Origin of the sequence: Rosenbergiella metrosideri (genome assembly GCF_022602565.1) — a bacterium.
GTDB lineage: Bacteria > Pseudomonadota > Gammaproteobacteria > Enterobacterales > Enterobacteriaceae > Rosenbergiella > Rosenbergiella metrosideri.
Genome location: NZ_JALBCV010000016.1, coordinates 1 through 21,991, shown reverse-complemented (window position 1 = coordinate 21,991; position 21,991 = coordinate 1). Strand labels below are relative to the sequence as shown.

The 21,991-nt window shown below is 48.5% G+C and carries 20 protein-coding genes and 1 other RNA gene; 11 read left to right on the top strand and 10 right to left on the bottom strand.

From position 1 onward, the window contains the following. Nucleotides 1-117: 117 nt before the first annotated feature. The 7 genes from cysP to MKR94_RS13465 all read left to right on the top strand — a co-directional run bounded on the left by cysP (nucleotide 118) and on the right by MKR94_RS13465 (nucleotide 6,938). Entirely contained in the window at nucleotides 118-1,128 is a 1,011-nt protein-coding gene (gene cysP, locus MKR94_RS13495; RefSeq protein WP_241647400.1) for a thiosulfate ABC transporter substrate-binding protein CysP, read from the top strand. Then, entirely contained in the window at nucleotides 1,125-1,958 is an 834-nt protein-coding gene (gene cysT, locus MKR94_RS13490) for a sulfate/thiosulfate ABC transporter permease CysT (RefSeq protein ID WP_048912392.1), read from the top strand. Before cysP ends, cysT begins: the two co-directional genes overlap by 4 nt. Further along, nucleotides 1,958-2,803 carry a sulfate/thiosulfate ABC transporter permease CysW gene (gene cysW, locus MKR94_RS13485; protein ID WP_241647399.1) on the top strand — a complete coding sequence of 282 codons (846 nt, stop codon included), beginning with the start codon at nucleotides 1,958-1,960 and terminating at the stop codon, nucleotides 2,801-2,803. The genes cysT and cysW overlap by 1 nt, the downstream gene beginning before the upstream one ends. Further along, nucleotides 2,793-3,869 (top strand): sulfate/thiosulfate ABC transporter ATP-binding protein CysA, encoded by a 1,077-nt coding sequence (gene cysA, locus MKR94_RS13480; protein WP_241647397.1) that lies wholly within the window; start codon nucleotides 2,793-2,795, stop codon nucleotides 3,867-3,869. Before cysW ends, cysA begins: the two co-directional genes overlap by 11 nt. 84 nt (nucleotides 3,870-3,953) lie before the next feature. After that, entirely contained in the window at nucleotides 3,954-4,847 is an 894-nt protein-coding gene (gene cysM / locus MKR94_RS13475) for a cysteine synthase CysM (RefSeq protein ID WP_241647395.1), read from the top strand. 79 nt (nucleotides 4,848-4,926) lie between these two features. Next, nucleotides 4,927-5,607 (top strand): response regulator transcription factor, encoded by a 681-nt coding sequence (locus tag MKR94_RS13470; RefSeq protein WP_241647393.1) that lies wholly within the window; start codon nucleotides 4,927-4,929, stop codon nucleotides 5,605-5,607. Next, complete coding sequence (locus tag MKR94_RS13465; protein ID WP_241647391.1) at nucleotides 5,604-6,938, top strand: ATP-binding protein; 1,335 nt, start codon at nucleotides 5,604-5,606, stop codon at nucleotides 6,936-6,938. Before MKR94_RS13470 ends, MKR94_RS13465 begins: the two co-directional genes overlap by 4 nt. 34 nt (nucleotides 6,939-6,972) lie before the next feature. On the opposite strand, the gene crr is transcribed toward MKR94_RS13465, so the two are convergent. The 5 genes from crr to cysZ form a co-directional block, all read right to left on the bottom strand. Further along, nucleotides 6,973-7,476, bottom strand: a complete 504-nt coding sequence (gene crr / locus MKR94_RS13460) for a PTS glucose transporter subunit IIA (protein ID WP_048912386.1) — start codon at nucleotides 7,474-7,476, stop codon at nucleotides 6,973-6,975. A 41-nt stretch (nucleotides 7,477-7,517) separates the two neighbouring features. Then, nucleotides 7,518-9,245 (bottom strand): phosphoenolpyruvate-protein phosphotransferase PtsI, encoded by a 1,728-nt coding sequence (ptsI, locus tag MKR94_RS13455; RefSeq protein WP_241647389.1) that lies wholly within the window; start codon nucleotides 9,243-9,245, stop codon nucleotides 7,518-7,520. Between the two features lie 135 nt (nucleotides 9,246-9,380). Further along, on the bottom strand, nucleotides 9,381-9,638 hold the full coding sequence (gene ptsH / locus MKR94_RS13450) for a phosphocarrier protein Hpr (RefSeq protein ID WP_062812147.1): 258 nt from the start codon (nucleotides 9,636-9,638) through the stop codon (nucleotides 9,381-9,383). Between the two features lie 324 nt (nucleotides 9,639-9,962). Beyond that, a complete protein-coding gene (gene cysK / locus MKR94_RS13445) occupies nucleotides 9,963-10,931 on the bottom strand; it encodes a cysteine synthase A (protein WP_241647387.1) in 969 nt (322 codons plus the stop codon). A gap of 105 nt (nucleotides 10,932-11,036) precedes the next feature. Next, on the bottom strand, nucleotides 11,037-11,804 hold the full coding sequence (cysZ, locus tag MKR94_RS13440; protein ID WP_277755673.1) for a sulfate transporter CysZ: 768 nt from the start codon (nucleotides 11,802-11,804) through the stop codon (nucleotides 11,037-11,039). Nucleotides 11,805-12,019: 215 nt separating this feature from the next. Between cysZ and zipA the strand changes: the two genes are divergently transcribed. The 3 genes from zipA to MKR94_RS13425 all read left to right on the top strand — a co-directional run bounded on the left by zipA (nucleotide 12,020) and on the right by MKR94_RS13425 (nucleotide 15,304). Then, nucleotides 12,020-13,015, top strand: a complete 996-nt coding sequence (gene zipA, locus MKR94_RS13435; RefSeq protein WP_241647385.1) for a cell division protein ZipA — start codon at nucleotides 12,020-12,022, stop codon at nucleotides 13,013-13,015. A gap of 61 nt (nucleotides 13,016-13,076) precedes the next feature. Further along, entirely contained in the window at nucleotides 13,077-15,089 is a 2,013-nt protein-coding gene (gene ligA, locus MKR94_RS13430) for an NAD-dependent DNA ligase LigA (RefSeq protein ID WP_241647384.1), read from the top strand. After that, nucleotides 15,089-15,304 carry a DUF3820 family protein gene (locus MKR94_RS13425; RefSeq protein ID WP_241647382.1) on the top strand — a complete coding sequence of 72 codons (216 nt, stop codon included), beginning with the start codon at nucleotides 15,089-15,091 and terminating at the stop codon, nucleotides 15,302-15,304. The genes ligA and MKR94_RS13425 overlap by 1 nt, the downstream gene beginning before the upstream one ends. A gap of 30 nt (nucleotides 15,305-15,334) precedes the next feature. Here MKR94_RS13425 and MKR94_RS13420 read toward each other — a convergent pair whose 3' ends face one another. From MKR94_RS13420 to MKR94_RS13405, 4 genes are all read right to left on the bottom strand, one after another. Then, nucleotides 15,335-16,867, bottom strand: coding sequence for an efflux transporter outer membrane subunit (locus MKR94_RS13420; RefSeq protein ID WP_241647380.1), 1,533 nt, complete (start codon nucleotides 16,865-16,867; stop codon nucleotides 15,335-15,337). Further along, nucleotides 16,868-18,439 (bottom strand): DHA2 family efflux MFS transporter permease subunit, encoded by a 1,572-nt coding sequence (locus MKR94_RS13415; protein ID WP_241647378.1) that lies wholly within the window; start codon nucleotides 18,437-18,439, stop codon nucleotides 16,868-16,870. Then, nucleotides 18,432-19,571, bottom strand: a complete 1,140-nt coding sequence (locus tag MKR94_RS13410; protein ID WP_241647376.1) for an HlyD family secretion protein — start codon at nucleotides 19,569-19,571, stop codon at nucleotides 18,432-18,434. The genes MKR94_RS13415 and MKR94_RS13410 overlap by 8 nt, the downstream gene beginning before the upstream one ends. Nucleotides 19,572-19,719: 148 nt before the next feature. Next, nucleotides 19,720-20,697 (bottom strand): bile acid:sodium symporter family protein, encoded by a 978-nt coding sequence (locus tag MKR94_RS13405; protein ID WP_241610763.1) that lies wholly within the window; start codon nucleotides 20,695-20,697, stop codon nucleotides 19,720-19,722. Nucleotides 20,698-20,791: 94 nt separating this feature from the next. Between MKR94_RS13405 and MKR94_RS13400 the strand changes: the two genes are divergently transcribed. Next, the gene (locus MKR94_RS13400) at nucleotides 20,792-21,709 is read left to right on the top strand and encodes a LysR family transcriptional regulator (RefSeq protein WP_241647374.1); all 918 of its coding nucleotides are present in this window, start codon (nucleotides 20,792-20,794) and stop codon (nucleotides 21,707-21,709) included. 40 nt (nucleotides 21,710-21,749) lie between these two features. Here the strand turns inward: MKR94_RS13400 and MKR94_RS13395 are convergent. Continuing rightward, nucleotides 21,750-21,871, bottom strand: a non-coding RNA gene (locus tag MKR94_RS13395) — RtT sRNA. Nucleotides 21,872-21,991: the final 120 nt, after the last annotated feature.

Below are 21,991 nucleotides of genomic sequence, written 5' to 3'. Positions count from 1 at the left end.
TATTTTTTAGCAATTACACAGCAGTAATCGGTATATAAAACCATTACTGCTTTTTTATCCTTATTAATACACTGAGAACTTCTAGATTGACTGAGGTTGAGATTGGAATTTTCAGGTATGAAGAGACGCTATACATCATCGGTGGTGGGCTTATTACTGCTCGCTGCACCGTCTGCCTATCCAGCTCAATTACTCAATAGCTCCTACGATGTGTCACGCGAGCTGTATGAACAATTGAACCCGGTATTTATTCAGCAATGGGACGCTCAGCACCCACAAGATACCTTAACAATCCGTCAATCCCATGGTGGATCGTCCAGACAAGCCCTTGCCTTATTACAAGGGATGCGTGCCGATGTGGTGACGTTCAATCAAGTGCCTGACGTTCAGATACTGCATGATAGAGGGCAGCTGATCCCCAGCGATTGGCAACAACGTTTAGCTAATAACAGTTCACCTTACTACTCAACCATGGCTTTAGTGGTACGTCGCGGTAATCCTCTACATATCAAAGGTTGGCAGGATCTGGTCAAACCGGATGTTAAGCTTATCTATCCTAATCCTAAAACCTCGGGCAATGGCCGTTATGCCTGGTTGGCCGCTTGGGGATCGTTAAGCCTCTCTCATCATCAAGATATTTCAGCGGTGCGTCGGGCGATGCGTCAGTGGGTAAAAAACACTCAGGTCGCCGATATTGGCGGACGTGGGGCAACGCAAAGCTTTGTGAATCAAAAATTGGGCGATGTACTGATCACCTTTGAAGCCGAAGCGCGTGCTTTACAACAGCAATACCCGGATGAGCATTACCAAGTGATTATTCCGCAGACCAATATTAAAGCTGAGTTTCCCGTTACTTGGATTGACCGCAATACTGAGCGCGATCACTCCACCACGGTGGCAAAAGCTTACCTTAATTTTCTTTACCAACCCGAGGCGCAAAACATCTTAACGCGTTTTTATTACCGTACCTATCACGCGACACCGAGCATTGTGGCGCAACAGCATTTTGCGCCGGTTCATTTTTTCACGGTTGAACAGCAGTTTGGCTCATGGGCGAAAGCCATGCAGTCACAGTTCGCACCGCAAGGGGAGTTCGATACATTGCAGGCAGCAGGATCACCACTATGATTTTTTCACGTCAACGTCGCGTTTTACCCGGGTTTGGCCTGAGTCTCGGTACCAGCCTATTCTTTACCTGTTTGATTTTACTGTTACCGGTCAGCGCGTTATTGATGCAGTTATCGCACATGACTTGGGCCGAGTATTGGCGGGTTATCAGCGAGCCGCAGTTAGTTGCCGCCTACAAAATTACACTGCTCTCCGCAGCGGTAGCGTCACTCTTTAACGCGGTGTTTGGAACATTAATGGCGTGGGTATTAACGCGCTATCGTTTCCCTGGCCGGACATTTCTGGATGGCTTGATGGATCTCCCCTTTGCCCTGCCGACGGCGGTGGCAGGCTTAACGCTTGCGGGATTATTCTCGTCGAATGGATGGTACGGCCATTGGTTGGCGGAGCACGGTATTAAGGTGACTTACACCTGGTTGGGGATCGCGGTCGCCATGGCGTTTACCAGTATTCCTTTCGTGATCCGAACCGTTCAGCCGGTATTAGAAGAGCTTGGCCCAGAGTATGAAGAAGCCGCCGAAACGTTGGGGGCACGGCCTCGACAGGCTTTCTTCAAGGTTATTTTACCGGAAATTGCGCCATCGCTGCTCGCCGGGACTGCGCTCTCTTTTACCCGCAGTCTGGGAGAGTTTGGTGCCGTCATCTTTATCGCCGGGAATATTGCATGGAAGACCGAAGTCATTTCGTTGCTGATCTTTGTTCGCCAACAAGAATTTGATTTCCCAGCCTCTAGCGCTATCGCCTCGGTCATTATGGGGGCATCGTTAATACTGCTCTTTACAATCAATACATTACAGAGTCGCTACGGGCGTCGTTTAGGGGGTAAATAATGGCTGTCTCATCACGCCCTTGGACGAAATGGATACTGATCGGTTTGGCCCTGCTCAGTGCCACACTCTTCCTATTAGTACCACTCATCTATATTTTTTGGCAGGCGCTTAGCGCAGGGGTAGGGGTCGCCTTACATAATTTGCGTGACGGTGACATGTTGCACGCCATCTGGCTAACGGTTCTGATCGCATTGATTACTGTGCCGGTAAACTTAATTTTTGGCACCTTGTTGGCGTGGTTAGTCAGCCGCTTCAATTTCCCAGGACGGCAGTTCTTGTTAACCTTGTACGACATTCCGTTTGCGATTTCACCGGTCGTCGTAGGTTTACTCTATCTGCTGTTTTGGGGGATTAACGGTCCTGCGGGGAGCTGGTTAGACGCGCATAATATCCAAGTGATGTTTACCTGGCCGGGAATGGTACTGGTGACTATTTTCGTTACCTGCCCGTTTGTGATTCGAGAATTAGTGCCGGTCATGCTCAGTCAGGGGAGCCAAGAGGATGAGGCGGCGATCTTGCTGGGGGCCAATGGCTGGCAGATGTTTCGTCGAGTGACGCTACCGAATATCCGTTGGGCATTACTGTACGGTGTGGTCCTGACCAATGCGCGAGCGATCGGCGAGTTTGGTGCAGTGTCGGTTGTTTCTGGCGCTATACGCGGCGAAACCTATACGCTTCCGTTACAGGTCGAACTGCTGAACCAAGATTATAATACCGTTGGGGCCTTTACGGCTGCGGCGTTACTCGCCATGATGGCGATGGTCACCTTATGTTTAAAAAGTGTATTGCAATGGCGCTTAGAACGTCAGCAGCACGGCGCACAGGCGGGCGAAAATGAGCATTAATATTAACCAGATCTCTAAATTTTTTGGTCAGACTCAGGTACTGAACAACATCAGTCTGGATATCCCTTCCGGCGAGATGGTGGCGTTACTGGGGCCATCTGGGTCGGGAAAAACCACGTTACTGCGGATTATCGCTGGGTTGGAAAACCAGAATGCTGGGGAGATCATGTTCCATGGGCGTGATGTAAGCCAAGTCCATGCTCGGGATCGGCAGGTGGGGTTCGTTTTCCAACATTATGCGCTATTCCGCCATATGAACGTCTTCGATAACATTGCCTTTGGTCTGACCGTGATGCCGCGTACTACGCGTCCGAGCAAAGCCGTGATCCGTGAAAAGGTGATGAAACTCTTGGAGATGGTACAGCTTAAGGAGTTCGCTAAACGCTATCCCGCTCAGCTCTCCGGTGGGCAAAAACAGCGTGTGGCGTTAGCCCGTGCGCTGGCTGTTGAACCTGCCATATTATTACTCGACGAACCCTTTGGTGCCCTAGACGCGCAAGTACGTAAGGAGCTACGTCGCTGGTTACGCCAGCTACACGAGGAGCTGAAATTTACCAGTGTCTTTGTGACGCATGACCAAGAAGAGGCGATGGACGTCGCTGATCATATCGTGGTGATGAGCCAAGGAAATATCGAACAACATGGTACCCCGCAGCAAGTTTGGCAACAGCCAGAGAGTCGCTTCGTGTTGGAATTTTTAGGTGAGATCAATAAACTCCCTGCGACGATTGCCGGACAATCACTGCAGGTGGGGGGGCAGCAGTGGCAACTGAGTCAACCTTATCCTGTACAGGGTAATATCGACCTCTTTCTTCGCCCTTGGGAACTGACCTTGTCAGCGATGCAGGATACATTACATCGCCTGCCGGCGAAGGTCTTGGAGGTCACCCCTCGGGGCCACTTTTGGCAACTCAGCTTAGAGGTCGAGGGCTTAGCCATTGATCCGGTCTCTGCCGTGAGTCAAACGGTGGTCGCGCCAGAGCGGGGCAGCACAGTCTATCTCAATATTGGGCAAGCACGGGTGTATCAACAAGACAATCTCTTAGCGCCACTTGCCTTTGATTAACCGTACTGATAATTTCAAGGTTAGCATTGCCATCAGCCTAGGTTTCTACCTAGGCTGATGGCGTTTAAGCGATAGGAAAAAAACGTGACCACCCTAGAAAGCACGATAGGTAATACGCCCTTAGTTCGATTGCAGCGTCTGCCCGCCGCCGGTGCGGGTGAGGTGTGGGTAAAACTGGAAGGTAATAACCCTGCAGGGTCGGTCAAAGACCGCGCAGCCTGGTCAATGGTGCGCAAGGCCGAACAACGGGGTCTTATCAAACCGGGTGACACATTAATTGAAGCCACCAGTGGTAATACCGGTATTGCACTCGCGATGATCTGTGCGGTGCTAGGTTATAAACTGAAGCTATTAATGCCCGATAATATGAGTACCGAGCGCCAAGCGGCGATGCAGGCCTATGGGGCTGAATTGATTTTGATCGATCAAGCTCAGGGTATGGAGTATGCGCGGGATTATGCACAAATTCTGGCGGCAAAAGGCGTGGGGATCGTACTGGATCAGTTTAATAATCCAGATAATGCATTAGCGCACTACCAGACCACTGGCCCAGAAATTTGGCAACAGACTGCCGGTCGCATCACTCACTTTGTTTCCAGTATGGGGACAACCGGTACGATCAGCGGCACTGGCCGTTATCTTAAGCAGCAAAACTCAGCCGTTCAGGTTATTGGATTACAACCTGCCGCGGGAAGCCAGATTGCGGGGATCCGCCATTGGAAAGAGGCGTACCAACCAACGATTTATCAGCCACAGTGGGTTGATGATATTGTGATGATGACGCAGGAGCGGGCGGAGGAGTCGACGCGCGCGCTGGCACAGCAAGAAGGGGTTTTCGGTGGGATAAGTTCGGGGGCCGCGGTATCGGCGGCATTAAGCCTTTCAGAATCGCATCCTGAACGGGTAGTGGTCGCGATAGTCTGCGATCGCGGTGACCGATATCTCTCGACCGGTGTTTTTAATCAGCAACTCGATTAAAGCGTAATTATTGTGTAAATCAAACAGAATCTCGGCAGAAAAGACGTCATTATACGTAAAGTGAGTTAGAGGCCATAGTATGAAAATTTTATTAGTTGAAGACGATCAAGAGTTAGGACAGATGCTCAGTCAGTACTTGGCGGGCGAAGGAATGAATACTGATGTCATTACCCACGGTAAGCGTGCCTTAGAAGTAATTAATCAGGCGCATTATGATGCGATGATCTTGGATATCATGCTACCTGATATCAGTGGGATTGAAGTGTTACGTCAGGTACGCCAGCACCATCGATTACCTATCATTATGCTTACCGCTAAGGGCGAAAATATCGACCGAGTGATTGGCTTAGAGATGGGGGCAGATGATTATATGCCTAAGCCGTGTTATCCACGAGAATTGGTTGCCCGCTTACGTTCGGTTATGCGTCGTTTTGAAGAGATCCCGGCCGCGCCTAGCGATAACCAACCGCTAGTCTTAAAAGAACTTGAGCTTAATCCAGCGATGCGTTCTGTGACATGGCAACAGCAACCGATTGATCTCACGGCGTCAGAGTTTAACTTACTTGAACTGCTCTTAGTGGCAGGGGATCGTGTAGTGTCGAAAGACGAACTTTCGGAAAAAGCATTAGGGCGTACACGTGAAGCCTATGACCGAAGCGTCGACGTGCATATCAGTAATATTCGCCAGAAAATTGCAAAAACCACTCAGGACCAAATCTTTATCGAAACCGTGCGCAGTATTGGTTACAAAATTCGATGAATCAACGTTATCCAAGGCGCTTATTCACCAAGATGCTGGTGGCTTTTCTATTTGTATTTCTATTAATAAGCCAAGTCATCTGGTTAGGATTTCCGCTTGTCGCCCATGATGATGGCTCGCCGTTTGCTAGACAACAGCGTAGTTTGCAACAAGTTCAACTGGCGTCTATCACTCAGTTACTGGCACACTCGTCAGGCCCCGCAGCCGTGCAAGGTTTAGTCGAGAGTTGGGACCCGGAGGTCAGGCCGCAGATGACCCTGACTGACAACTGGGTTACCCCGAACAATATCGATGAAGAGGCTCGAGGGGTACCCAGCCAGATCAGCCAGCAGCTTCACGACAATGCAGGGCATCTCTATCAAGTCACGTTAGATTACACCAGGTTAGAGGGCTTTAACGAACGGAACCACCGCTCGTGGCACGATTCCTTGCATATCCCTACGCCGATCATGTTTTTCGCGCCTTTTCTTGGCATCTTCTTCAGTTTACTCTTAGCCTGGAATATGACTCGACCGATAAGACAGCTGCGGGAAGGATTTGCCAAAGTCTCACGCGGCGATCTAACTGTACGGCTTTTCCCCGCTATGAAGCGTCGTTATGACGAGTTATCAATAGTGGCAAAGGACTTTGATGCGATGGTTGAACGTATCGATGTGCTGGTTAAAGCCCGGGAAGCGCTACTTCATGATATTTCTCATGAGCTGCGTACGCCTTTGGCGCGAGTACAGCTTGCAGTAGGTTTAGCACGGCAGAGTGAGTTGAATATCCCTCAATCGCTGGATCGTATCGATCTTGAGACTGAGCGGCTTGATAAAATGATTGGCGAGCTACTGACCTTATCGCGCGCTGAGCACGACGGCATTGATATTGACCAGTATTTCGATTTTATTGCGCTTCTAGAGGCGATCTTGGTTGATGTGCGTTACGAGGCGCAAAAACCGCAGGTCGATGTGGTGGCTCATTACGATAGTCTTAAGTCAGTAACGGTCCGAGGTAATGCTGAGCTTATTCGTCGTGCTATCGAGAACGTGTTACGCAATGCCTTACGCTATTCAACGCAGGGACAGGTGATAGTGGTCAAATTGGAGGTCGATCGCGATACACTGCTCCTCACGATTTGTGATAGTGGGCCCGGCGTGGAAGAGGATAAAATATCAAGTATTTTTGATCCCTATGTTCGCTTACAATCATCGCTTTCTGGCAAAGGTTATGGATTGGGCTTAGCTATCGTGCGCAAGGTGATTACGGCACATCATGGTCAAGTCTCGGCGTCTAACCGCCAAGAAGGTGGGCTTAAAATCTCAATACGCCTGCCACGGTGGCCAGAGTAAAAAAAAGCTCATCCAAGGATGAGCTTTTTTATCACTATTTCTGGATCCGCATAATCGGAGTTTCGCCGACTGTCACGTGTCCTGACAGTTTGGATAGCGACTTGATTTCATCCATATTAGAGATAACGACAGGGGTCAGGGTAGATTTCGCTTTCTCTTCAAGGAAGGCTAAATCGAACTCGATGATAGGATCACCTTTCTTGACTTTCTGTCCTTCCTCTGCGAGGCGCTTAAAGCCCTCACCTTTTAACTCAACAGTATCGATACCAAAGTGTACGAACAGTTCGATGCCGTTATCCGACTCAATAGAGAAGGCGTGGTTAGTTTCGAAAATTTTACCAATTGTTCCCTCGACTGGGGCCACAATTTGGTTGCCGTTAGGACGGATAGCGATACCATCACCAACGATTTTTTCAGCGAAAACAACATCTGGTACATCTTCGATATTGACAATCTCGCCCGAAAGCGGCGCAACAATTTCAATGTTGCTTGAATCGCTATCCGATTTGTCGCCAAAAAGTTTAGAAAACAATCCCATGATCTTCTCCTAAGCAATAACGTCGAAACACTTGTGACAAGTTAGCAAAGTGTTTTTTCTTTAATAAACTTATCAACGATATCCGTCAAATCTTCAGCAGTCGGTTGCGAAAGGGCTTGTGCGGCTAAAGCTTTAACGTCTTCGTAATTAGTGTTACGAATAATTTTTTTAATTCTAGGGATAGAAATAGAACTCATACTAAATTCATCTAGTCCCATGCCTAATAGTAATAGTGTAGCACGTTCATCGCCAGCTAACTCGCCACACATCCCCGTCCATTTTCCAACAGCGTGAGATGCGTCAATAACTTGCTTGATCAAAAGCAGTACAGAAGGGCTCATCGGATTATACAAATGGGAAATTCGGTCATTTCCTCGGTCAACGGCTAAAGTATATTGTGTCAGATCGTTAGTCCCGATGCTGAAGAAATCGACTTCTTTTGCTAAGTGATGGGCAATCGCTGCTGAAGCAGGGGTTTCAACCATAATACCGACTTCAATTGCCTGATCAAACGCCTTACCTTCTGCAGTTAATTGCGCTTTTAGCGTATCAAGTTCAGCTTTTAAGATACGCACTTCTTCCACGGAAATAATCATCGGGAACATAATACGCAGCTTTCCGTATGCAGAGGCTCGTAGGATAGCGCGAAGCTGTGCGTGAAGGATCTCTTTACGATCCATACCTATACGAATTGCGCGCCAACCGAGGAAGGGGTTATCTTCTTTTGGCAGGTTCATATAGGGCAGGTCTTTATCACCACCGATGTCCATAGTACGGATAATGACGGCTTGCGCCCCGACGGCTTCGGCAACGGCTTTATAAGCCTCAAACTGTTCTTGTTCAGAAGGCAGTGACTCACGGTCCATAAACAAGAATTCCGTACGATAAAGTCCGACACCTTCAGCACCATTACGCTCAGCACCGGCGACATCACGCACCGTTCCGATATTGGCGCAAACTTCAACGTGATGACCATCTAGCGTTATCGCCGGAAGATCTTTCAGCTTAGCCATCTCGTGTTTTTCATCTAACCAAGTGGTTTGAATTTCGCGCAGTTCCGCGATTTCATCTTCTGAAGGATTGATAAGGACTTGGTTATTGACGGCATCGAGAATAAGAAAATCACCGTTTTTCACCGATTGAGTGATATTGCCAATCCCCACGATGGCTGGCAGCTCCAGGGAGCGAGCCATAATTGAGGTATGTGAAGTTCTGCCGCCTAAATCAGTGATAAAGCCTAAAACTTTCTCAAGGTTTAGTTGTGCGGTTTCCGATGGCGTCAGGTCCTTCGCAACTAATATCGACTCTTCAGCAATTGCGCTGAGGTCAATGATGGTTAGGCCAAGAATGTTTTGCAGCAGACGCTTACCGATATCCCGCACGTCTGCCGCGCGTTCTTTGAGGTATTCGTCGTCTAATTCTTCTAACGCAGAAGCTTGGTCTTCGATAACGGCATGAACCGCGGCATCAGCGGTTTGGTGATTTTTACGGATAAGATCTATGATTTCTTGTTCAAGCTCTTCATCTTCCAGCAGCATAATATGCCCTTCGAAGATAGCCTCTTTCTCGGTACCAAAAGTTTCGCCAGCTTTTGTTTTGATCATCTGTAATTGTGCAGAAGCTTTCTGGCGGCTTTCAAGAAAACGATTAATTTCTTGCTCAACTTGGCTCGGATCGATTTTGTGGCTATTGATGACAACGTCATCTTCTTTTAGAAGGAGTGCTTTACCGAATGCAATACCGGGTGACGCAGGGATACCAGAAATCATAATCTTACCTTTAAATCAACGATGCTTAAGTGTAAATACTGGAAGTAAGCGCCCAAGTGTAGCGGCTCAATGGAGCCATTGAGTGTAAAGCTACGCCTGACCAATAATCAATGGGCTTATCGTATTGCAGGCCAATTATTCAAGTTCAGCCATTAATTTTACTAAATGTTCTATCGCTTGCTGCTCGTCTTCGCCTTCTGCGCTAAGGGTTACTACGGTTCCTTGAGTTAATCCCAAGGTTTGTAATTTGAAGAGGCTTTTAGCGCTGGCTGTTTTACCTTGAGAGGTAACGGTAATATCAGACTGAAACCCTTTAGCTTCTTTTACGAATTGTGCAGCAGGGCGAGTGTGTAGACCATTTGGTGCAGTGATTGTTACTTCTTGCTGAAACATATTTTTCCCCAAGATAATCAAAATGTTTGTTACTTAACGTGATTATTCAAATGTTATAACGCATTGAATCTGCCAAAGATCACGGTTCAACTAAAAGTTATACTTCAATTACGACGATAACCCTACCGTTTTTGCAATGTGATGTTGATCAAGAGCAAAAAATCGAGTGCATTATTTTTTGGCTCGAAATAAATCCCATCGTTGATACCAGAATCAGCGGGAGTAAAGCAAATGCGAACCAAGCAAAATTGAGATCTGCTGCACAAAAAAAGCACCCTTAGGTGCTTTTATAGACAGCTTTTTTAAAAGTAAGAAGAAAGTCTATTAACCGTTGTCTTTTTCTGTGAACAGGTCTGCAAACAACGCTGTGGATAGGTAACGCTCACCAGAAGAAGGGAGGATGACGACAATATTTTTATCGGCAAACTCTGGCTCTTGTTGTAATTTCAGTGCTGCCGCAACCGCTGCGCCTGAAGAGATGCCCGCTAAAATCCCTTCTGACTCCATTAAATTACGGGCAGTGGTGATGGATTCCTCGTTGGTAATGGTCATGACACGATCGACTAAACTCAGATCCAAGTTGTCAGGCACAAATCCTGCACCGATACCCTGAATTTTATGGGGGCCTGGTACAACTTCTTCACCCGCGAGGGTTTGCGAAATTACCGGAGAGTCTGTCGGTTCCACCGCCACGGCATATAAACTGGTTTTACCTTGAGTCCGTTTTAAATAGCGAGCCGTACCGGTCAGGGTACCGCCTGTGCCAACACCGGAAATTAAGACATCCACTTCACCGTCAGTATCTTCCCAGATTTCAGGGCCAGTCGTTTTCTCGTGGATAGCCGGATTAGCAGGGTTACTGAATTGTTGTAGCATCAAATATTTTGCGGGATTACTGGCGACAATTTCTTCGGCCTTAGCAATCGCGCCTTTCATACCTTTTGCGCCTTCAGTTAAGACTAAGTTAGCCCCTAAAGCTTTGAGAAGTTTACGGCGTTCCACTGACATGGTATCAGGCATGGTCAACGTCAATTTATAGCCGCGGGCAGCCGCCACATAGGCTAGGGCAATGCCGGTATTACCACTAGTGGGTTCGACCAGTTCGACGCCCGCTTTCAATAACCCTTTTTCTTCGGCATCCCAAATCATGTTCGCGCCGATTCGGCATTTCACGCTAAAGCTCGGATTTCGTGACTCAACCTTGGCAAGAATACGTCCATTACCGAGGCGGTTTAACCTGACTAAAGGCGTGTGGCCGATTGTTAACGAGTTATCTTCGTAAATCTTACTCATATCCTATCCTTAACTCTTTGAATTTTGGGGAACCTAGTGAGAATACGCTTTATACGGTCGCAGTGAAGTGACGAAATGGTATATCGATATGTCAGAGTGCAATAACTACGGGCGATCACTATTGATTAGCGTTTGACGGTAACGATCAACCCAAAGCGCGGTAGCGCCGCAGACAGCAATCGGCATAATGACTAAATTGATAATAGGGATCATTGTAAGAACGCTAATCAGTCCTCCAAATTCTAGATTAATTTTTCGATCACCGGCAAGATTTCTACGCATATTGTCAAAAGCGATCTTGTGGTTATCGAAAGGGTAATCGCAATATTGAATAGCCATCATCCAAGCTCCGAAGATAAACCAAAGAATGGGTGCCAGCAGTTGACCTATCCCAGGAATAAAGTGGATAAGCAGTAAACCGACCGCGCGGGGGAGGTAATAACAGAGCTTGAGCCATTCCCGTTTCATAATTCTGGGCAGGTCGGCAATTAAGGACCACCAACTCATGTCATCAGGTGTATGACCGGTTAGACGCTGTTCGAGTTGTTCAGCCAATAAACCGAAAAAGGGCGCAGCTATCCAATTGGCAAGGGTGGAAAAAAAGTAGCCAAAGACCAGCACAATAGAGATAACGGCGAGTGGCCAAAGGATGAAATTCAACCATGCCAACCAATGAGGTATATAGGTCATTAACTGAGGGATCCATTGATGGAGCTTAGTGAATAACCAATAGAATGCAGTCCCGAGTAAGAGAATGTTAATCAATAGTGGGACGATGACATAACGGCGAATACCGGGTAAACAAACGAGATGGCACCCTAATCTTACATAGGTAAAACCGGAAGAGGGAAGAGGTTGTTGACGCTGTGTCATATCCAATTACTCACAATTATAATTACCTTCTCATAGTAACGTTTTTTTTGTCTCGGCGTAGGCCTTGCTGCTGTTAATTTAATCAATCGCACCAGATTAGTGATATTATTCAGGATAAATGGCAGTGTATGCTTGCACTTATTCGCGCTGACCAATACATTTAGTGGTATATAGGTGCCTTTTTTAGGCAAAGTGTTTGAACAACAGAGAATATAGTGATGCAGGATTTGCGTCTGATCTTAATAGTTGTTGGTGCTATCGCGATTATCGCGTTGCTGGCGCACGGTTTATGGACTAATCGTAAAGAGCGGTCTAGCGTTTTCCGTGATCGTCCTCATAAGCACTTTATGCAACGTCGTGATGAGAGTCTCGACGAAGATGAAGTAACGGCTCCTGCTCAGGAAAAACCTCCTGTTCATACGCCACACTCTTCTACTGCTAGGGATACTGCACCTGCTCAGCATAGTGCTAGCGTCCAAGAAAAACCTTCTGAACCTCAGCAAAAGATACCAGCGAAAAACAGTTCGTTGCGTGACGGTATTGCTCTACAAGGTGACCCACTCTTGGGGCCAGAAGAAGCTAAGCAGAAACCGACTTCACCTTCTGCGCCGACTCATAGCGAAGCTGCGGCTGACCCCATTGTTGAGCCGACAGCGCCTGTTAACCCAGTTGAAGCGCCACCACGTCAGTCTATTGAGAGCGAAACCCCCAAGCCGACCCCCGCTCCGACTGTGCAAGAGCAGCCTGCTGTTGAGCCAGAAGAGAGCAAACCTGCTACGGCTGAAAAACCGCTCACTGAAACAGTCTTGGTATTCCACGTGGCGGCTCATGCAGGCAGTGAATTAAAGGGTGAACCCTTACTGCAAGCTATTTTGCAAGCCGGTTTCCAGTTCGGTGAAATGAATATTTTTCATCGTCACCTTAGCCCGACCGGTAGCGGCCCCGTACTCTTCAGTTTAGCGAACAGCGTAAAACCAGGATCTTTCGACCCGGATACGATGTCCGACTTCACTACGCCAAGTATCTCTATCTTTATGATGGTCCCTTGTTATGGTGATGCGCTGCAAAACTTCAAATTAATGCTTCAATCCGCGCAACGTATTGCCGATGATGTGGGGGGAGTCGTGATGGACGATGAACGTCATATGTTGACCCCGCAGAAAGTGGAAGTTTATAAAGCTCGAATTCGTGAAGTGATCAGCCACTCGTAACTTATCGCTTCTGTCAGACTATCAACCCCCGCCTGTCGGGGGTTTTTTATCATGGTGCATTATGGCTAATCTCCAACAACAGGTAGACGGCTTACGTCGGGAACTTCGTCATCACGAATATCAATATCATGTCTTAGACGCCCCTGAAGTGCCCGATGCAGAATACGATCGCTTGATGCAGCAGTTACGGCAGATTGAGTCTGAGCATCCCGACTTAGTGACGAGCGACTCGCCGACCCAGCGTGTGGGCGCACGACCCTTGAGTGCTTTCGAATCGGTCCATCATGAAGTCCCAATGCTCTCTTTGGATAACGTGTTTGACGAAACCAGTTTTTTTGCTTTCATTCGCCGAGTGAATGAGCGTCTATCGGGGGCGAGTGGTATCGAATATTGCTGCGAATTAAAGCTGGATGGTTTAGCCGTGAGTCTGCTGTACGAAGAGGGGATTTTGACCCGTGCCGCGACCCGAGGGGATGGTGCTACAGGCGAAAATATTACCCAAAATATTCGCACGATTAAGTCCATCCCGCTTTCGTTGACGGGAGAAAATTTACCTCGTCGTCTGGAAGTGAGGGGTGAAGTCTTTATGCGACAAAAGGGGTTCGAAGCCCTGAATGAGAAAGCTCGGCTAAAGGGCGGAAAGGTCTTTGCTAATCCGCGCAATGCCGCAGCGGGCTCTTTGCGTCAGCTCGACCCGAGTATCACTCAGCAGCGCCCTTTAAGCTTCTATTGCTATGGCATCGGTATTCATGAAGGCGGTAAATTGGCTGAAAGTCATTATGAGCGCTTGACGCAGCTGCGCCAGTGGGGATTTCCGATGGAACCGCATGTAACGGTATGCCAATCCGCTGATCAGGTGATGGCGTTTTACCACCGCGTCATTGCGCAACGCGAGCAGCTTGGTTTCGATATCGATGGTGTTGTGATTAAAGTTAATGCCCTCACGCAGCAACAGCAACTGGGTTTCGTCGCCCGTGCCCCCCGCTGGGCCACGGCATTTAAGTTTCCCGCCCAAGAGCAGATGACCCAGGTCCGCGATGTCGAGTTCCAAGTGGGGCGTACGGGAGCCATTACTCCCGTTGCACGCTTAGAGCCGGTACAAGTCGCGGGAGTATGGGTAAGTAATGCCACATTACACAACGCGGATGAAATTGAACGTCTAGGCTTGAAAATCGGTGACCGCGTGGTGGTAAGACGGGCTGGAGATGTGATCCCGCAAATTGTCAGTGTGATTACCGCAGAGCGACCTAGCGATGCCCGAGAGGTCACCTTTCCAACTCTTTGCCCAGTCTGTGGATCGGATACCGAACGGGTTGAAGGCGAGGCGGTGCTACGTTGTACGGGCGGTCTAATCTGTGGCGCTCAACGCAAAGAGGCCTTAAAGCATTTCGTATCGCGCAAAGCACTGGATGTCGATGGCCTTGGCGATAAACTTATCGAGCAATTGGTTGATAAAGAGTATGTGACTACGCCTGCGGATCTGTTCCGCTTAACCGCCGGTAAGTTAACTGGTTTGGAGCGAATGGGACCTAAATCGGCACAAAACATCATTCAGGCACTGGAGAAATCACGTCAAACCACCTTAGCGCGCTTTATCTATGCTTTAGGGATTCGTGAAGTGGGCGAGGCAACAGCCCTCGCATTAGCCACTCACTTTGTCACCTTAGAGGCGCTGATCGCCGCCTCGATAGAGGACCTTATTGTGGTTGATGATGTCGGTACAGTCGTAGCGACCCATATTCGTCATTTTATGGATGAAGAGAGTAACCGCGAGGTGATTCATCAACTGGTTGATGAGGTACAGATTCATTGGCCAGCTGCAGTGATTACGCAGGCAACGGAGTCACCCTTCAAGGGTAAAACGGTGGTGCTTACCGGGACCTTGTACCAGATGACGCGTGACGAGGCGAAGGAACAATTGTTGCAACGCGGTGCCAAGGTAACAGGGAGTGTTTCGAAAAAGACCGATCTCTTGATTGCTGGTGAAGCGGCAGGCTCCAAACTCGAGAAAGCCCAGGCCTTAGGGATTACTGTGATTGACGAGCAACAACTTATTGCGATGTTGGAGGCATAATGCCAGAAAAAGAGCAATTAGTTGAGCTGGCGAACTGGCGTATGCCTTTTGGTAAATATCAAGGCAGGCGGCTGATTGATCTCCCCGAAGAGTATTTATTATGGTTTGCTCGAAAAGAAGCTTTCCCAGAAGGGCATCTTGGACAGTTACTGCAGTTGGCTTTAGCGATAAGAATCGAAGGGCTTGAACACCTAGTGATACCGCTTAAAGTTTAAACAATTCGCCCCGGTTACGGGGCGAAAGTATTAGAGGGAGGTAACGCCTGTCTTCTCCACGTCACCAAAAACCGAATAATGCGGTAGTGTCACTGCAGACTGCTGTTCCCAGCCACCCCCTAGCGCTTTATACAGCGCAACTAAATCGACGGCCGTTTGTGCTTGCGCCTGGATCGCACGCTGTTCGGTTTGCGCTAACTGACGCTGTGCATCGAGCACGGTGATATAGGTGATGAAGCCTTTCCTGTAGTTTTCTGAAGCGAGTTGATAGGCGCGTTGTAATGCATCACGCGACTGCGTTAAGGCTGAGTCTTGTTGTTGCCCTGTACGGTAACTGACTAAAGCATTCTCCACTTCTTGTAGGGCTGTTAACACGGTTTGTCGATAATTGAGTGCGGCGGCGGCTTGTTGCGCACGCGCCAATTTCACGTTGGAGACGAGGCGACCGCCCTCAAATATCGGCAGATTTATCCCCGGCCCGATGCTATAAAAATGGCTGCTCCAATTATCCATATAGCTGATATCAGTGTTACGCACACCCAGTTGTCCTGTAAGGGAGAGGCTAGGGAATAATTGCGCTACCGAGACACCAATATTAGCCGTTTGTGCATGAAGATTGGCTTCTGCCGACCGGATATCTGGCCGACGGCGCGTAAGCTGGGAAGGAACGCCGACGGCAACCAATTGCGGTAATGTCGGCAACGGTTTAACCGACGCTAATTCGCTATCCAAGGCACCCGGCGGCTGGCCAATCAATACCGCCAGCGCATTTTTCGCTTGGGCAATTTGTGATTGATATTGCGGTAGTTGCGCCTGTAAAGCGGCCAATTGCGCCGTTGCACTCTCCACATCACTACGCGGTGCAAGACCGTTTTGCATCTGACTTTGCGTCAATTCGAGGCTCTGTTGCGCGATAGCGATCTGTTGATCCAATGAGGCTTCGGTAGCCTGAGCCGCACGCAGTTGAAGATAGGTCCGAGTGACCTCTGCTTCAAGAGAGACGAGTGCATCATTATGCTGTGCAATCTGTTGCTGTTCGCTGGCACGTGCCATCTCAATCTGTCGGCGGGTTTTCCCCCACAAATCAAGTTCCCAACTGGCATCAAATCCACCTTGGTAAAAGTTCACGCTACCCGTTGCTTGGTTGGCGATATCGCTGGGAATCGCATCGTAGATCCCCTGTGATTGTAGCTCTCCTTTTAATCCCAACTGTTGGCGAGAATAAGAAGCCTGACCATTCAGGGTGGGTAATAACCCCCCCTGTGCACTGGTCACCTGCTCACGAGCGCCAGCAATACGCAGTACGCTTTGCTGTAACGTCAAATTGCCCTTTGTCGCCCGTTGGATAAGGCTATTGAGCAGCGGATCCTTAAAGTTTTCCCACCAACTGACCTGGGTATCGGTCATTAACGGGTGGGAAGCTTGATCTTGTTGACTCGCCTGCCATGCGCCAGTTAAGTGGTTTTCAGGAGCATGATAATCGGGCCCGACCGCACAGCCGCTGAGGACTGCAATCAGCATCGGCAATAATAATCGCTGTGATTTCATGAGTTTTCCTTTCATTTAATGGCCTCCTGCGCTGCCTTCACTCTTTACAGGGGCGAGTAAAAGACAGAAGGGGATCATGATCAGGGCAATGATACATAGCCCGGTAAAGACATCGACATACGCCAAAATCCGGGCTTGGCTAATCATCTGTTTATAGAGTTGTGCCGTAGCCAATTGGGTACTGTTTCCGACTAAGGTAGTGAAATTCTCTATCGCCGCACCCATCTTTTGAACCATTTGCGAGAAAGGTTCATCAAATACGGTGGTATGATCGGAGAGATACGCCGAACGTACCTGTTGCCGTTCGGTAATCGCCGCAGTAGACAGAGAAATACCGATTGAACCCGCCACATTCCGGAACATGGTAAAGAGCGCTGAGGCATCGGCATTCAACTGCTGAGGGATAGTAATGAAGGCGATCGTGGTCAAGGGAACAAATAAGAAGCCTAGTCCAATCGACTGTACGCTGCGCATAATGACCAACGATGTGAAGTCGAGGGTAGGGGTCATTTGAAAACCTGAGTATAGGAAGGACCCCATTAAGCAGGTAAAGCCGAACATGATAATAAAGCGGGTCTGTACGATTGGCATTAATTTCAATACCAGAGGAATGGTCAAGATAATAAAGAAGGCACCGGGCGTTAACACTAAACCTGCTAGGGTGGCGGTATAACCTAAGTCTTGTTGAGCCAATTGTGGGATGACGACAGAGCTACCATAGAGGATAAAGGCCATGGCGGCCATTAACAGTCCCGCGACCCAAAAATTACGATCGCGCATCACCAATATATCCACCACCGGTCGGCGGGCGTACATTAGCCAATAGACGGTTCCAACAAGTCCAATTGCCGCAAGTACGGCAAAAGTAATGATAAAGGAGGAGTTGAACCAATCTGCATCTTCACCGCGGTCTAGGAAGACCTGCAAGCAGCCTAATCCCAGTGTGATAAGACTGATACCGATATAATCGATACGCAGTTGGTCTTTCTTCGCTTTACGTTCCCAAGGCGGATCTTCGAGTAGTTGATAAATGGCGAAAGCCGCTAAGATGCCGACCGGAATATTGATAAAGAAAATCCAACGCCAACTGAAGTTATCGGTAATCCAGCCGCCTAAGGTCGGGCCAATCACTGGCGCGACAATAATGGCGATCGAAGAAAGTCCGAAAGCCTTGCCACGGTCTTGCTTACTAAAATAATCGAGTAGTACAGATTGCTGGACGGGCTGTAATCCTCCGCCGAAGAAGCCTTGTAAAATACGAAACAGTATCAGTTGCCACAGCTCGGTTGCGATACCACAGAGAAAAGAGCAAAGGGTGAACATCACGACACAGATTAAGAAGTAATTCTTACGGCCAAAGAGGCGGCTAAAAAAGGCGGAGATGGGCAGAACAATGCCATTGGCGACCAGATACGAGGTGAGCACCCAAGTCGCCTCATCATAACTGGAAGAGAGTGAACCAGCGATATGGGGGAGGGCAACGTTAACGATAGTGGAGTCGAGTACCTCCATAAATACCGCTAACGTCACCGTAAGGGCAACCAGCCAAGGATTACAGCGCGGTTGCCAGCGTTGTGCTTCACTCATCAACATGAACCTCAGGCTCTACCGATAGGCCCAAGGGTAGAGGGTGATGGGGATCAAGTCCCTTATCGATAATGATTTTCACAGGAACGCGTTGCACAATTTTGACGAAGTTACCGGTGGCATTTTCTGCTGGGAAAGTTGAGAAATGTGAACCTGAACCCATTTGAATACTGTCCACATGCCCCTCAAGTTTTAGGTCAGGCCAAGCGTCAACACTCACCGTCACCTTATTCCCTGGATGCATATGTTCAAGTTGTGACTCTTTGAAATTCGCTGTCACCCAAATTTGCGGTGAGACCAGCGAAAACAGGGCGGTACCGGCCTGAACTAAACTGCCGACCTGAACATTACGCTTGGTGACATATCCATCGTAAGGTGCTCGTACTTCGGTATAAGAAAGATTAAGCTTGGCCGTGGCCAGTTGTGCTTCGGCTTGAACAACTTGTTGTTGACGTGCGGCGATAGCCGTTTCCTGTTGATGTAATTGCAGTGGAACCTGAGAAGCGATTTCAACTTGCGCTTGTGCTTGCTGATAATCGGCCTGCGCGGCGCGGTATTGTGAGGTCGCACTATCTATATTACTTTGGGTCGTTGCCCGTGGGTCAACACCGTGTTGACGTTGATAGACCGATTGCGCATTGGCCAAATTCGCTTTCGCTTTGGCTTGATCAGCAAGTGCCTGATGCAGTTGTGCGGGATATTGGACTTTAGCGAGTTGATACTGCGCTTGGGCTTGTTGCAATTGCGCTTGAGCGCTACCAAGTTGTGCTTGAGCCTGTTCACGCTGGGCGGTGGCGTCTCGGGGATCAATGACGACCAGTAAATCACCTTGATGGACAAACTGGTTATCTCTTACATTGAGATTGACGACATATCCGCTGGTCTTCGGCGCAATTGTCGCCGCGTTACCATCGGTAAAGGCATCGTCTGTCGATTCAATCCCGCGATTCATAAGCCAAAAAACGACTGCCACACAAAGAATAATGATGGCGATAATGGCGAGAATAATGAGGGGTTTTTTACCTGGACGGTGTCGCGGTGGCGCGTCGTTATTTTCGTTTTCGGTAGTCTGGGCATCCTGATCTTGTTCAGCTGCACCCTGTTCGCGGTCATCTCGCGTATTGTCTGTCATGGTATCTTCCATCCTAAAAATTACCCGAAGGTGACATCTTCAACGTTCGTACGTTATGAGTGTAGATAAAATATGACGAGTTGGCGTTAAGAATATCGATAAAGTCATCACCCAAGAGTTATCCCATTGGGTGATGGTGAAAAGGTTATCATTCAGTAGACGATTGCTCACCGGCTTTTTTATAGCGTTGTGCAATCCATGAACAGGTCATCAGCTGGATCTGGTGAAAGATCATCAACGGCAATACGATAATACCAACGATGCTCGCGGGGAAAAGGATATTGGCCATCGGCACGCCATTTGCCAAACTTTTTTTCGAACCGCAGAATAGAATGGTGATTTCATCGGGACGGCTAAAGCCGAAGAGGCGTGCAACCACTAGGTTAATTAATAGTGCGATAGCGAGCAATAGAATACAGCCCACGACGATCCAGCCAAGTGTAGTCGCATCGACCTTATGCCAAATACCATTGACGACCGCTTCACTGAAGGCAGTATAAACCACCAGTAATATTGATGTTTGATCAGTCTTACCAATCAAACTGCGATGACGCTCCACCCATCCGCCAATCCAACGGCGCGCAATATGCCCCAGCACAAAAGGTAATAAGAGCTGCAGCATAATTTTTCCAATTTGCTCGAAGCCATTCCCCGGCATTGCACTGTGAACATTCATTACTAAGTTGACTAATAAGGGTGAAACAAAGACACCCAGTAGGCTGGAGGCCGAGGCGCTACAAATTGCTGCAGCGACATTCCCCCCCGCTAAAGAGGTAAAGGCAATCGCCGACTGCACGGTGGCAGGAAGAATACAGAGATAAATAAAGCCAGTGTAAATGTCGTTACTGACGTTGACCGGATGCCACCACACCAATAAGCAGCCCAAAATAGGGAATACGACAAAGGTGCTGCACATAATCCATAAATGTAAGCGCCAGTGGCTACTGCCGGCGATAATTTTTTCACGGGAAAGTTTGGCACCATGCATGAAGAATAAGAGTGCGATGGCTGCAGTGGTGAGTCCCTCGACAATCGGGACAAATCCTCCGCGCGCAGGAAGGAAGGTGGCGAGTAAAACAGTGATGATGAGTTTAACCATCATCGGGTCGAGTCGCAGAAAGCCCATAAATTGTATCCATGCAATAAGTAATGATTGGATTGTGCTTGAAATCAGGTTAGAAATATAATTGATTTATTACATGAATATATGAAGAAAATAGATGAATTATAGTTTACGTCAGCTGCGCATCTTCGTCGCGGTCGCTGAGCAGCAGAGTTTTAGCCGAGCAGGGGAGTTAATTGGTTTGAGTCAGTCGGCAGTCAGTCATGCCGTTAAGGAGCTAGAACACACGCTCTCATTACGGCTTATCGATCGCACGACTCGCGAAGTGCTACTCACCTTAGCAGGTAAACAGTTGGCTTCACGCATGGCGTTATTGATTGATGATATGGATAATTTGATCAAAGATCTCTATAGCTACGGTGAACAGCGGACCGGAACCGTGAGAGTGGCAGCAAGCCAAACGATTTCTGCGCAACTGATGCCAAAGTGCTTGGCGAGCTGTCAGCAGCGTTACCCAGAAATACGTTTACTGTTGCAAGACAGTGTCCAGCAATCGGTGGTACAGGCGGTAAGGCAGGAAGAGGTCGATTTTGGCATCGTGATTGAGCTTCAGAATACGCGTGAATTCGAAACACAACCCCTACTGCAAGACCCTTTTCTATTATTGTGCCGCGACGATGATCCACTCGCAAAGAAACCCAGAGTCAGTTGGGCCGATATCGCGCCGCGCCAATGTGTATTACAAGATTATGCCTCTGGCAGCCGGGTATTGATCGATGCTATTTTTCAGCAGCAAGGGGGTCACCCTGAGGTGGTTCAGCAAGTCGGCCATCCTAGTACGCTGTTCAGCATGGTTGATGCAGGGATTGGCGTTAGTATTCTTCCAGCACTGGCGCTGCCTTTACCGCAAGAGAGTCGGCTAGTGGTGAGAAAAATTTCACCAGAGAGAGGTCGATTGCTGACATTGATACGCCGTAAAAATAGGTCACTCTCTCCCGCCGCAGAGGTGATTTGGCAACTCGTTGCCGAGCAAGCGCAACAGCTGGCACACAAACGGCAAATTAGCGTACGCTAGAAACGAAAAAAGCACCCAGAAGGTGCTTTTTTACTGAATTTGGTAGGTCGTGCAGGATGACTCGCTACGCTCGCCCTTTGGGTCGTTGCCTAGGCAACGTTGTCTCACTGCGTTCAACTCGAACCTGCAGCAGGTTCTCATCCTGAACGAATTTACTCTTGAGCTCTAGAAACGAAAAAAGCACCCAGAAGGTGCTTTTTTACTGAATTTGGTGGGTCGTGCAGGATTCGAACCTGCGACCAATTGATTAAAAGTCAACTGCTCTACCAACTGAGCTAACGA